The organism is Gordonia tangerina (assembly GCF_021556435.1).
Classification (GTDB): Bacteria; Actinomycetota; Actinomycetes; order Mycobacteriales; family Mycobacteriaceae; genus Gordonia; species Gordonia tangerina.
This window is the reverse complement of sequence record NZ_JAKGCU010000015.1, coordinates 26,126-38,699: the sequence shown is the minus strand read 5'-3', so window position 1 is coordinate 38,699 and position 12,574 is coordinate 26,126. Positions and strand designations below refer to the sequence as shown.

Here is a 12,574-nt window from a genome sequence, read left to right as displayed (position 1 = left end):
CGTCCGCCGACGGATGCGCGCTGTGCGGGACCACGAGTTGTGCGGGGAACTCGGCATTGTTGCCTCAGTGATCCGGCGAGCCGTCCGGGTCTGTCTCGGTCGGTGGCTGCCCGGCGGTGAACGACAACAGCCCGGGAAGTGTGTGCTGCACGTCCTGCGCAGAAATGCGCGGGAGCCCCTCGTGGCCGTGGATGTAACCGATTCCGGCGTACACCAGCAGCCCGGCCAACACGCGGGCTCGGCGCGGGCTCAGCTGGAGTTCGCGCAGGGTGGCATCGACCGCGGCGAAGATTTCCTCGTCGATGCTGCGAACCGTGTGCGCGACCTCGTCGTTGCTGCGCGCCCAACTCCGGATGGCGCGCTCCACCGTCAGATGGTCGTCGCCGACCAGCATCGTCGACAGCGCGGCGAGACGCTCGTCGGGCGGCAGCTCGGACAAGGCTTCGAGGTCGGCGACGCGTTGACGGTTCATTGTCTGCCAGCGCACCGCCATGGCCTCTCGCAGTGCGTCGAGGTCGTCGAAGTGCCAGTAGAAGCTGCCCTTCGTGACCTTCAGCGTCGTGCACAGACGGGCGATGGTGACCGCATGCGCACCGTCGGAGGTGACCAGTGCCAACGCAGCGTCCACCCAGTCGGTGGCGCTGAGACGTCTGGTGCGGCGGGAGCTGGTCATCGGTCGGTCGATTCTCTCAGACCGACGCGGGTGATGGTCGCGACCGAGGCAACGCCCGGGCGGACCGGACACGGGATGGCGCCAAACCATACCGATGGTATGGTTCATCGGTCTCGACGTGGCCGAGCAGGGGGGAACCGAATGGGCCAGAGGATGAATCGTCGTCGATTCCTGTGGGGGGCAGCGTCGGCCGCTGCCTCGGGGGTGTTGGTGGGGCGCGTCGGTGCCGGGCCGGCAGGTGCCGATCCGGCGCCACCGATCAAGCTGCCCACCATCTTCCATTCGCCGGAGATGGTCAAGTACGTCGACGAAATGTCGGTGCCGAGCACCATCACCTCATCGCCGACGCAGCCGATCGAGATCGTCGCGCGCACCACGAGCACCAGATTCCACCGGGATCAGCCGAGGGTGCCGACGATGGCCTACAACGACGAGCCATACCTGGGCCCCACCGTCGAGGCGCATGTCGGTGAGCAGACCACTGTGCACTATCGCAGCGAACTCGCCGAACACATCTTCGCGGCGGATCTGGACACCTCGCTGCACGGAGTGACCGAACGCTATCGAGGCCAACCCGTCACCTCGATGCACCTGCACGGCGGGGTCACTCCGCCGGAGTTCGACGGTAACCCGGAGCGCCTGATGCTGCCCCACCACGGCACCGCAGTGTTCGAGTTCCCCAACCGCCAGGAAGCCGGGCACCTCTGGTATCACGACCACGCGATGGCGATCACGCGTGCCAACGTCTACGCCGGCCTGGCCGGGATGTATTTACTGCGCGACGGCCACGACACGGGGACATCGGGCAATCCGCTGGGCCTGCCGGCCGGCGAACACGAGATCCCGTTGATTCTGCAGGAGAAGATCTTCCGCGTGGACGGGCATCAGTCATTGCGCTCGACACCGGTTGTGCCGCAGGGTATGTGGGAGGGTGGCGCGGTCGGTGACCGCGGTCTGGTGAACGGCAAGGTGTGGCCGACGATGACGGTCGATCGCGGGCTGTACCGGTTCCGACTGATCAACGCGGCGTCGTTCTCGGTCTGGAATCTGTTCTTCTCCAACCGCATGCCGTTCTGGGTGATCGGCAACGAGGGCGGTCTGCTCAATGCGCCGGTTCGGACTCGCTCATTCGCCGCGGCGCCGGCGGAGCGTTTTGATCTGCTCGTCGATTTCAGCTCGCTGGCGCCAGGGGAGACGGTGGAACTGTGCAACGACCTGGCACCACCGTTTCAGGCGGCCATGCTCGGTGAGGTCGTGATGTCCCGGTTCTGCCGGTTCGTAGCAGGCGCCGACCGCGGTGACCGACGGCCGGTACCGACGACGCTGCGCGGCGGTCGGGGACAACCGGCCCGCATCCCGCCGATCGCGACACCACAGCGGGTCCGGCACGTCAGCGTCTCGCAGCCCTACGAGCTGCGCGTCCCGCCGGCCATCATGTCGTTGAACAATCTGCGCTACGCCGATCCGCAGATCGAGAAGCCGCGCGCGGGCACAACGGAGCGCTGGGACATCATCAACATCACCCCGGACCCTCATCCGATTCATCTGCACCTGGTCATGTTCCGCATCCTGGGGCGTCGGCCGTTGCGCACTGTCGCGTATCAAGCCGCGAATCCGCAACCTCCGATCGGTACTCGCTGGGCTCCGGATCCGAGCGCGTTCTACGCCGGACCGATGCGCGGTCCGGCCGCGTGGGAGGCCGGCTGGAAGGACACGGTGCACGCCGTCGGTGGCCACGTCACCTCGATTGTCGTGCGGTTCCCGACGGCCGACGAGCTCGGGTTCGATCCGGACGCGATCTTCTCCTCCGATCCGACACAATCGTGGACCCGGCCGTCGGGTGGACATGCGGTGGCGCCATCCGCATCGGGACAGCACCGCCACGCCGCAGCTACGCCGGTGCACGGCATGGTGACCAAGGACCTACAGGGATATGTCTGGCACTGCCACATCCTCGATCACGAAGACCACGACATGATGCTGCGCTACCGAGTGGTGTCGTGAGGTTCGCGCTCACGCGAGGGCGGGTGGATCGTACTTCGGTTCGTAGATCGTGATCTGCCCTGCGCCGGGCACCGTGACGCCGATGGTCACACCCCACGGTTCGTCGACGGGTTCGCCGACGAACTGTGCGCCTTTCGCCGTCAGATCGGCCATGGTCGTGACGAGGTCGTCGCACATGAAGGAGACGTCGAAACGTTGATCGGTGCCGCCGGTCGTGCCCTGGTACTCCCACGAGCTCGGATGTGCGCCCAACTCGCTGGGGCCGGTCCGGAAGATCAACCAGCCCCCGCCGGTGTCGGCGTAGGGGAATCCGAGCACATCGCGGAAGAAGGCGCGTGCGGCCTCGGGGTCATCGCAGTAGATCAACGTGTGCATGGCGGTGATCATGGGTTCAGGTTAGGCCGTACGCGCGGTGCGGGCAGCTGATTGCCTGCGGCGAGACGGGAGCGGCGGGTCTCGCTGCGGGGGTACCATGTGACCGTTGGCATTCGAGGCCAACTCAGCATCGGGAGTGCCCCATGGATACCGACGGCTCCGGCCACTGGTGACCCGAGTTGGGACGCGATGGTGCGACGAAGGTGGTGGCGAGCCGTCGCGGGTGTGGTGGTCGCGACGTTGACCTTGGCCGCATGCGGTGGCGGTCCGGAAGACGATGTGGCAAGCAGGTTCTCGTCGTGCTCGGTGTCCGACCGCATCGCCGATGCGACTGCGGAGCCGGTGGGGGATCGCGACATCATCATCGGCGCGTTCGTCGGTTGGGACGAATCTGCCGCTGCCGCTTACCTGATGAAAAATGTCCTCGCGACGAACGGCTACGGCGTACAGGTGAAGACAGTGGACGTGCAGGCCGGGTTCTCGGCGACGGCACACGGGGACATCGACGTCATCCCCGACGTCTGGTTGCCCACGACGCATAGTTCCTATGTCAATCGACACGGAGCCCAGCTGGAATCGCTGGGCTGCTGGTACGACGACGCGACCTTGACCATCGCGGTGAACAGTTCGTCTCCGGCCCGGTCGATTGCCGATCTGAAGGACCTGAGCGATGCCTACGACGACACGTTGGTCGGCATCGAGCCAGGCGCCGGTGAGACATTGCTGGTCACCGACCGGGTCATCCCGGAATACGGTCTGGGCGATCTGACCTTTCGCAGTTCCTCGACGGCGGACATGCTCGGGTCCCTGCAGCAGGCGATCGTCGATGAACGCAACATAGCGGTGACGCTCTGGCGGCCGCACTGGGCCTACGCGGAGTTCGACATCCGCGACCTCGATGATCCACTGGGCGCGTTGGGCGGCACCGAGGGAATCTGGAGCTTCGCCACGGAGGGATTCGCAGGCGCCGCACCGAAGGCCGCGCAGATGTTCGCCAATCTCATCCTGTCGGATGCCGAACTCGCCGATCTCGAGTACCTGATGGTCGCACGTCACGATCGGTCCGACCCCGACGGCGCCGTCGTCGAATGGCTCGGCGCGCACCCCGACTTCGCCGATCGACTCGTCCGCGGGACCTTGGGGTGAGGACCGTCGGACTCAGCCCTGGCGAGCCTTGAACCGGGGTTCCTTCTTGTTGATGACGAACACTCGTCCCCGTCGGCGGACCACCTGGGCCCCGGGGCGCTTCTTGAGGGATCGGACTGAGTTGCGTACCTTCATAGCTCTATCGTAAACGATAATCGTTGTCATTTAGAATCCGAGGGTGGTGCTGCTCGCGGCGAGTCGGACCCCAACGCACTACCGCCGACGCCCCATCGGTGGCGCCGGCGGTAGTGCGGGTCGGGATAAGTCAGTGCGCGGCTTCGAAAGCCTCGATGACATTGAGCGGGATGCGGCCGCGATCGCTGACCTCGTATCCATTCTGGGTTGCCCAATCACGGATTGCCTTCGTCTGCTCTTTGCTGCGTCCGGCCGACACCGGAGCTGCACGTTTTACGCCGCGTGCTGCCGAGGTGACCCGGGAAACCGAGATGTATTTGGCCAGCGAATCACGGAACTGTGCCGCGTGCTTTGCCGATGTGTCGAATTCGTAGGTCTTTCCATCGAGTGACCACCGCACGGTCTCGTACTCCTCGAGAACCTTACCGTCGATGTCGTCGATGACCTGGACGATTTCTTTCTTCGCCATAGTGAACTCCGTCTTTCCTCGTCGTGACAATGTGTTCTCGGGTGGATTGGATGACCAACGTGCCGATGGCTGTCCCGCGCAGCATTGTTGCGAATTCTTCGATGGTCACATACTAGCGGTCAGAAAATAAGCGGTCCCTGAGAAACGCCCACATTCTCAGATGTATGTGAATAATCGCTGCGGACATTACCACCGGCGCGGTCAGGGGGTCGGGACCACGCGGGGCGACGTCGTCGAGTCCATCGGTGTATCACCGTCCGTGTCAGGTGTGGCCGACGCGGACCCGGCGCGTGATTCGGGTATACCGAGAAGTTCTGCAGGCGCTCGATCTGACGCCTCGATTTCCGTCAAACCCGTTGGAGTGACTGCGAATCCATTGTCCGAGCGGGACTCGACGCAGAACATGCCCGCGGTCTCGACGAGACAGGAAAATCTCGAAATCGAAATCGTGTGACCGTAGTCGACAATTGTGCTCCGGTAGAGAACCGGATTGCGGTCGGAACAGGCTGCCAGGTCTGTTCCTTGTGAAGTCAGAGCGATCAGGTTGTTCTCGCCGTCGCACCCGTCAGGAGTGACCGCTGCGGCCGAGTTCGGGATTTCTGTGTTCAGTCGGCACGCCAACGTCGCGGTGTCCGCGGCTATCGTCGAGCAGTTCACACTGCGGTCCGGGGGTGAGAAGTGAAAGCCGGAAGTGTCCTCGAGTGCGGAATCCGGTGTTTGGGACCCTTGGTGATACTTGGCATTGTCCACGCGGGGCGCAAGGGCTATCAGTCGACCGATCGTCCAATCGGGCAGCGGCGGGCCGGCGGTGTCCTCGACAAGAGGCGTGGCACTTGTGGTCGCGATGCTGGTTTCCGATTGGGTCGACAACACGTCGGTCGGTGGCAAGACGATCTCCGACGGACCGGTGTCGGCAGAGATTTCGCATCCGGTGGCCGATGCAAGCATGAATGCGCCGAGAACGAGGGTGCCGGGCAGCTGTAGCGAGCTGCGGCGCAGGTGTCCGTACCCTTGCATTGTGTCGACCCCCAAGATCGTGTTGTTCTACCAATTCACCCCGCTGGCCGACCCGGAGGCGATTCGTCTCTGGCAGCAGGCGCTGTGTGAGCAACACGGCCTGCGCGGCAGGATCATCGTGTCACCTCACGGCATCAACGGCACCGTCGGTGGCGACATCAGGCAGGCCAAACGCTACGTGAGGGCCACCCGCTCCTATCCGGCCTTCGCTGCCGCGGACATGAAATGGTCCGACGGCACCGGCGAGGACTTTCCCCGTCTGAGCGTCCGGGTTCGGCCGGAGATCGTCACCTTCGGTGTGCCCGAGGAGGTCAGGGTGACCGCCGAGGACGGGGTGGTCGACGGTGGGGCGCGCTTGTCCCCGCGCGACGTCCACGACCTGGTGGCCGCACGTGGCGAGGACGTCGTGTTCTTCGACGGTCGAAATCGCATCGAGGCCGAGATCGGACGCTTTTCCGGTGCGGTGGTCACTGACGCCCAGACGACCCGCGACTTCGTCCCCTTGCTCGACAGCGGGCGGTTCGATCACCTCAAGGACCGTCCCGTCGTCACCTACTGCACCGGTGGCGTGCGCTGTGAGGTGCTCAGCGGATTGATGCGGGCGCGTGGGTTTCGCGAGGTCTATCAGCTCGACGGCGGCATCGTGCGCTACGGCGAGGAGTTCGGTGACGACGGCCTCTGGGAGGGTTCCCTCTACGTCTTCGACAGCCGGATGACCGTCGAGTTCTCCGAGCACGCCGCCATCGTCGGTACCTGCGCGCGATGTGCGTCGCCGACCAACGAGGTGGCGAACTATCCCGACATCCTGGGGCGAGAGCTCGCGGTCCTGTGTGCCGATTGCCGACAGGAGATGGGCACCGTCGCGGTGGAGCGATCGGCCCCGTGACCCGCTCGACGGTGCCTGTGATCGTGGTCGCGGGCTTTCTCGGTTCGGGTAAGACCACGCTGCTCAATCACCTGCTGCGCAGCTCCGGCGGCGCTCGCATCGGGGTACTGGTCAACGATTTCGGGTCGATCAACGTCGACGCGATGTTGATCGCGGGTCAGGCCGACAGCACTGTGAGTCTGTCGAACGGGTGTATGTGCTGTGCCGTCGATGCCGACGGTGTGCAGGATGCGTTGGCGCGGCTGCTACGGCCGCGGGCAGCCATCGATGCGATCGTGATCGAGGCCAGTGGCATTGCAGAACCCCGCACGCTGGTTCGGATGGTGACCGAACTCGACGACCCGCGACTGCGTTATGGCGGACTGGTGTATCTCGTCGATGCCGCCTCCGGGAGTTCGCTCCGCACCCGGCATCCGGAGATCGACCGGCACGTGGAGATCGCCGACCTGGTGGTGGTCAACAAGTCCGACCTGGTCGGTGACGACGAACTCACCCGGATCCGGGCCGACATACGGGCTGTCAACGACACCGCACCGCTGGTGGTGACCACCGACGGCGGGATCGACCCGACCGCGTTGTTCGACGTGCTCCCGCGAGACGTCGAGGACGACCGGGTGCGCAGTCGGCAACTGACCCTCGACGAATTGCTCGACGAGTGTGCACACGAGCCACGTGCCCATGACGACGCTGGCCGGCACGGACACCTTCACGACGCGTTCACCTCGGTGGAGTTCACTTCCGAGGCGCCGTTGCAGCCGCGTCGGCTCGCCGAATTCCTGGAACGACCACCGGCCGGCTGCTACCGGATCAAAGGGGTGGTGTCGTTCGACGTTCCCGGTCACCGACAGCGGTTCGTCGTGCACGCGGTGGGCGGATTCGTCCGCGTGCAGCGCGAGACCTGGGGTGGTCGGCCGAGGGTGTCGACCCTGGTCGCCATCGGTACCGACATGGACGCCGACCTGGTCGATCGTCGTCTGCAAGCACTCGTCGACGACGGGCAACCCGACCCCAACGGCATCCTCAGTGTCACCCGGCACCTGGTCACAGCTCACTAACGGTTTGCGGTCAGCCCAGGTCGCGGATTTCCCATCTGGACGACAGACTGTTTCACTTGTTACAACTGTGACTGATGTGGCCAGTGTTGCGTCTTGGAAGGAGTGTGGCGGCGGTTCCCGGTCTCGGCTGGCCGACGCCCGATGTAGCGATGACCCAGCAACGCATGACATACCCCGAGATCACGTCCCGCCCGACCGCCGTCCGGCGGGCCACACCGCGTCGTCGGCGTCGACTCGTCGTCGCCGCGATGTCGGCGCTGGCACTGACCGCCGGCGCCGTGTCGGCGACGACCCCAGTGGCTTCGGCAGCGCCTGCTCCCGCGCCGACCGGCAACGCGCTGGCCGGCAAAACGGTCTTCCTCGATCCGGGGCACCAGGGCAGCGCTGCCGGACACGACCTGAACGCGCAGGTGCCCGACGGCAGGGGCGGTAAGAAGGACTGCCAGACCAGCGGCGCCACCGGGGTGAACGGCGCCCGAGAGCACACCGTCAACTGGGATATCGGGCAGCTCGTCAAGGCTGGTCTGGAGAGCCAGGGGGCGCGGGTCGTGCTGAGCCGGCCCGACGACACCGGGTGGGGCGGCTGTATCGACGAGCGTGCTGATGCCGCGAGTCGGTCGGGTGCGGCCGTCGCGGTCAGTCTCCACGCCGACTCGACCACCGCCGGCGCGGACGCCTCGAAAAAAGGCTTCCACATGATCGTGCCGTCACTGCCGGTGCCGGACGCCACCGTCAACCGGGTTCAGGGCGGTGAAGGGCGCAAGGCGTCGGAAACCATGCGTGACGCCTTCGTCAAGGCAGGTTTCCCGGCCGCGAACTACGCCGGGGTCGACAACGGCCTGCAGACGCGGTCGGACATTGCGGCGGTCAACCTGACCAAGGTGCCCGCGGTCTTCGTCGAGATGGGCAATCTGTCCAATCCCCAAGAGGCTGCGGCGCTGTCGGGCAAGGACGGCCAGCTCAAGTACGCGATGGCCATCACCGACGGCATCCTCAACTATGTGCGCGGCGCCGCCACCACACCGGCCGATCCGCCGGCGGCGACCGGTGCTGCGCCCGGGGCCACGGCCTCGCCGACCAGCACCACCCCGGAGCCGACCGACGGCGAGCAGGGACTGGAGATCGTCATCCCGTTCGTGCAGCAGTTGCTCGCCACCGAGGACCCCGCCGAGGTGGTGCAGTTGCTGCTCGGCGAGGGACAGGACGTCTCCGCGCAGGTCCTCAAGGCGATGCTGACGATCGTCTACGGCCTCTTCGACGGCGATCTGCCGGTCGGCTGACGCCCCGCACCCAGATCCTCGCAGGTCCCACCCGCGACGGCGCACCGCAACTATGGTGGGGCCATGGGGATCAAGGACCTGCTCGTGATGAAGACGCCGGTACCCACGCTCGGCGGCCGGACGGTCCTGATCACCGGTGCCGCCAGCGGGATCGGGCGCGCCACCGCCGAAGCGGCCGCCCGCGACGGTGCACAGCTGGTGCTGACCGACCTGCACGCCGATGCGCTCGACGACGTGGTCAAGCGCATCAACACCTCCGGTGGCGAGGTCGTCTATCACCAGGCCGGTGACATCTCCGATCATCAGTGGGTGTCGACATTCGCTCGTCAGGTCGACGCGGAGGTCGGCGTGATGGACGTCGTGATGAACATCGCCGGCGTCTCCGCGTGGGGCACGGTCGACAACCTCGAACACCGACACTGGCGCACGATGGTCGACGTCAACCTGATGGGTCCCATTCACGTCATCGAGAGCTTTGTGCCACAGATGATCCGGCGAGGTGCAGGTGGGCACCTGGTCAACGTGTCGTCGGCGGCGGGGCTGTTGGCCTTCCCGTGGCATGCGGCGTACAGCGCCAGCAAGTTTGGGGTGCGGGGCATGTCGGAGGTCCTGCGTTTCGACCTGCGACGCCACGGCATCGGCGTGTCACTGGTCTGCCCGGGCGGTGTCGACACACCGTTGGTGGACACCGTGGACATCGTGGGCGTCGACCGCACCGATCCTCGTGTCAAAGCTGCGGTGGCGAATTTCCACAAGGTCGCGGTGAGTCCGGAAAAGGCCGCCCAGGCGATCCTGGCCGGTGTGCGGCGCAACCGTTTCCTCGTCTACACCTCGTTCGATGTCCGCTTCGGCTACTGGTGGGCACGCAAGTTCGCGTTGCCCTACGAGATCGTCATGCGTGTGGCCAACGACCGCTTCGACCGTCTGGCCCGGATCAGCTCGCCCGAGTCGAGCTCCCGTACCAGCGCCCCCGACGGCTCCGACGCGACACCGTAGATGCCGACGACACACCGCAAGCAACGTACCGACGTCGATCGCGACTTCTTCCGCGCGGAGGCGGCCGGTCTGCGATGGTTACGCGAGGGCGGCGGTCCGGTCGTCGACGTCCTCGATGTGGGCGACGACTTCATCGCGTTGGCCCACCTCGACTCCTCCCCACCGACCGTGCACGCCGCCCGAGAGTTCGGCGCCGCGCTGGCCGGCATGCATGACGCGGGGGCACCCCGGTTCGGCACGCCGCCCGCCGGGCATACCGGCAAGCAGTACATCGGTGAGCGCCGACTGAGTTCGCACACCCATGATCGGTGGGGGGAGTTCTACGCCGCGGAACGAGTGCTGCCGTACCTGGCGCCGGCCATCGATGCCGGCAATCTGCGATCCGACGATGCCGCAGCCACGCGGCACGCCTGCGAGTTGATCGCCGCCGGTGCCTTCGACGACACGGATCCGCCGGCCCGTATCCATGGCGATCTGTGGAACGGGAATGTCATCTGGACTCCGTCGGGTGTGGTGCTGATCGATCCGGCTGCGCACGGCGGCCACCGCGAAACCGATCTGGCGATGCTGGCGCTCTTCGGTTGTCCGCATCTCGACGTCGTCATCACCGGCTATCAGGACACACATGCATTGCGGCCGGGATGGGAGCAGCGCGTGCCACTTCATCAACTGCACCCGCTGGCCGTGCACGCGGCCGGTCACGGTCCCTCCTACGGCAGCGCGTTGGGCCGCGCCGCCCGCCACGTGTGTCGCGCTTGCCCAGCGGGCCCGCTAAGTTCTGCTGCGTGACGACAGACCCCTTCGATCGTTCGACCCTGCTGGTGGCCGCCACGCGCGCCGAGGCGCACCACCTACCGGCCGACGCCCGCGTGCTCGTAACCGGAATCGGCAAGGTGCGCGCGGCGACCACGCTGACCCGGGCGCTGGTGGAGGCCGAGCGCGACGGCCGACAACCGATTCGGCAACTGATCAGCATCGGCACGGCAGGTGCGCTGCGCGCCCAACACACCGGCATCTTCTTCCCATCGGTCGTGATCGAACACGACATATCCGCAACGGAGTTGCGCGCGATGGGCTACCCGCTGGTCGACCGGTGGGAGCTGCCCGACGGGGACGGCACGGTGCTGGCCTCGGGCGACACATTCGTGGCCGATCCGGTGCGCCGCGACGTCCTCGCCCGCCACGCCGACCTCGTGGACATGGAGGGTGCTGCGGTGGCACATGTCGCCGCCGATTTCGGCATCCCATGCCGCATGGTCAAGATCGTCAGCGATGCCGCCGACGAGTCGGCGATGGACTGGCCATCGGTGGTCGACGCGGCGGCGCGCCGGCTCGGCGAGTGGTGTGCGGGGGCTGCTGCGATCGGCTGAACGCCGACCCGGCGATCAGCCGCGGTTGCGGGCGCGCGTGGACCGATATTGCGCGGTCGGGGCTCGTCCGGTGGCCGATTCGTACCGTGGATACCCGTCCGCGGCCGGGCGGACGCGTCCGCGCGCGGCGACCTCGCCTGCCGTCGCGGTGGTTGCGGGCGCGGGTGCGGCCACCGGCGCGATCACCTCGTCGACCGCGTCGATCTGCTCGCCCGCGCCGGCCCTGAAGACCGCGCCGGCGGTCGAACGCCGTCCGTTCGGGACGGCGCCGTTGCGTGTGTGGCCGTTGCGTGTGGGGCCGGTAGCGCTGACCCGGCTCTGTTCGGTGCGCGCGGTGGCGTCGGGTCGGCTGACGCTGTCACGGGTGGGGTCGTCCGGACGCAAGCTGGGCTTTGCCGATCGCGACGCCTTGGCAGCCGCTGAACGTTGCGACCGGTCGGCGCCTTCCGGCGGAGTGCCTGGTCGAGACGCACGAGATTGCGCCGCACGCGATTGCGTGGTGTTCGACGTGCCGGGGGCCGGTCGGCTCGACTCGGGTGCCCCCGACTCGCGTGCCCCCGACTTCGATGCTGCCGACTTCGATGTTCCGGACTGCGACGGGGCTGTGTCCTTCGCTGCCCTCGCGCTGCTCCGCCTCTGACCGGCGGTCCGGGTGGATGACCTCTTCGCGCCGTTGGCAGCAGCGGGCCGCGCCGGGCCGCTGGGTCGTTTCTTGTCGCCTGCGGCTCGATCTCGGGTGAGGTACCAGCGGGCCACCACCAGACCCAACGTGACGAGGAAGGTCAGCGCCATCCACGGGAAGTCGTTCGCGATCGGCAGCAGCACCTGGAAGATCAGGCTCTTGAGGCCCGACGACGCCTGTTCGGCGTTCAACCCGTAGAGGGTGATGACCCCGACGAGGAATGCGATCAACGGAGGCTGCGCCGCGGCGGTGAACAGGGCCCGGCGCCGGACGGCCAGTGCGGCACTCACACATCCGACCAGGTAGCAGAACTTGAACACGGCACCGAGCCCGTCGGTATTGCTCGCGTCGATCGCTGCTCCGATGCCGGCAATGACCGTGGCCACCAACACGGCGCCCCACCAGGGAACTCCGCGGACCGTGGGCAGCACGGACTGCTGATCCAGCGGCACCGCTGAACGCTGTTGGGCAGAAGACACATCTAGA

General features: G+C 66.5%; 13 protein-coding genes. 8 read left to right on the top strand and 5 right to left on the bottom strand.

What is annotated here, in order from left to right; all coding sequences use genetic code 11:
• Window positions 1-64 precede the first annotated feature (64 nt).
• Window positions 65-673: a TetR/AcrR family transcriptional regulator gene (locus L1892_RS15700; RefSeq protein ID WP_235724548.1), complete on the bottom strand. Its 609-nt coding sequence runs from the start codon at window positions 671-673 to the stop codon at window positions 65-67.
• Between the two features lie 141 nt (window positions 674-814).
• Here L1892_RS15700 and L1892_RS15695 point away from each other — a divergent pair, with 141 nt between their 5' ends.
• Complete coding sequence (locus L1892_RS15695; RefSeq protein ID WP_235724547.1) at window positions 815-2,677, top strand: multicopper oxidase family protein; 1,863 nt, start codon at window positions 815-817, stop codon at window positions 2,675-2,677.
• Window positions 2,678-2,686: 9 nt separating this feature from the next.
• Here L1892_RS15695 and L1892_RS15690 read toward each other — a convergent pair whose 3' ends face one another.
• Window positions 2,687-3,064 carry a VOC family protein gene (locus L1892_RS15690; protein WP_235724546.1) on the bottom strand — a complete coding sequence of 126 codons (378 nt, stop codon included), beginning with the start codon at window positions 3,062-3,064 and terminating at the stop codon, window positions 2,687-2,689.
• Between the two features lie 177 nt (window positions 3,065-3,241).
• Between L1892_RS15690 and L1892_RS15685 the strand changes: the two genes are divergently transcribed.
• The gene (locus L1892_RS15685) at window positions 3,242-4,198 is read left to right on the top strand and encodes a glycine betaine ABC transporter substrate-binding protein (RefSeq protein WP_235724545.1); all 957 of its coding nucleotides are present in this window, start codon (window positions 3,242-3,244) and stop codon (window positions 4,196-4,198) included.
• A gap of 12 nt (window positions 4,199-4,210) precedes the next feature.
• Here L1892_RS15685 and ykgO read toward each other — a convergent pair whose 3' ends face one another.
• Window positions 4,211-4,333: a type B 50S ribosomal protein L36 gene (ykgO, locus tag L1892_RS15680; protein WP_235724544.1), complete on the bottom strand. Its 123-nt coding sequence runs from the start codon at window positions 4,331-4,333 to the stop codon at window positions 4,211-4,213.
• 130 nt (window positions 4,334-4,463) lie between these two features.
• Window positions 4,464-4,802 carry a histone-like nucleoid-structuring protein Lsr2 gene (locus L1892_RS15675; protein ID WP_235724543.1) on the bottom strand — a complete coding sequence of 113 codons (339 nt, stop codon included), beginning with the start codon at window positions 4,800-4,802 and terminating at the stop codon, window positions 4,464-4,466.
• A gap of 1,018 nt (window positions 4,803-5,820) precedes the next feature.
• On the opposite strand from L1892_RS15675, the gene trhO reads away from it, so the two are divergent.
• The 6 genes from trhO (at window position 5,821) to L1892_RS15645 (ending at window position 11,406) form a co-directional block, all read left to right on the top strand.
• Window positions 5,821-6,705, top strand: coding sequence for an oxygen-dependent tRNA uridine(34) hydroxylase TrhO (gene trhO / locus L1892_RS15670; RefSeq protein WP_235724542.1), 885 nt, complete (start codon window positions 5,821-5,823; stop codon window positions 6,703-6,705).
• Window positions 6,702-7,760 (top strand): CobW family GTP-binding protein, encoded by a 1,059-nt coding sequence (locus L1892_RS15665; RefSeq protein WP_235724541.1) that lies wholly within the window; start codon window positions 6,702-6,704, stop codon window positions 7,758-7,760. Before trhO ends, L1892_RS15665 begins: the two co-directional genes overlap by 4 nt.
• Before the next feature lie 164 nt (window positions 7,761-7,924).
• Window positions 7,925-9,040, top strand: a complete 1,116-nt coding sequence (locus L1892_RS15660; protein WP_372475115.1) for an N-acetylmuramoyl-L-alanine amidase family protein — start codon at window positions 7,925-7,927, stop codon at window positions 9,038-9,040.
• A gap of 63 nt (window positions 9,041-9,103) precedes the next feature.
• Window positions 9,104-10,036 (top strand): SDR family oxidoreductase, encoded by a 933-nt coding sequence (locus L1892_RS15655; protein WP_235724540.1) that lies wholly within the window; start codon window positions 9,104-9,106, stop codon window positions 10,034-10,036.
• A complete protein-coding gene (locus tag L1892_RS15650; RefSeq protein WP_235724539.1) occupies window positions 10,037-10,825 on the top strand; it encodes a fructosamine kinase family protein in 789 nt (262 codons plus the stop codon). It begins immediately after the preceding gene.
• Window positions 10,822-11,406 carry a nucleosidase gene (locus L1892_RS15645; RefSeq protein WP_235724538.1) on the top strand — a complete coding sequence of 195 codons (585 nt, stop codon included), beginning with the start codon at window positions 10,822-10,824 and terminating at the stop codon, window positions 11,404-11,406. The genes L1892_RS15650 and L1892_RS15645 overlap by 4 nt, the downstream gene beginning before the upstream one ends.
• 15 nt (window positions 11,407-11,421) lie before the next feature.
• On the opposite strand, the gene L1892_RS15640 is transcribed toward L1892_RS15645, so the two are convergent.
• The gene (locus L1892_RS15640; protein WP_235724537.1) at window positions 11,422-12,567 is read right to left on the bottom strand and encodes a DUF6542 domain-containing protein; all 1,146 of its coding nucleotides are present in this window, start codon (window positions 12,565-12,567) and stop codon (window positions 11,422-11,424) included.
• Between the last annotated feature and the right edge of the window lie 7 nt (window positions 12,568-12,574).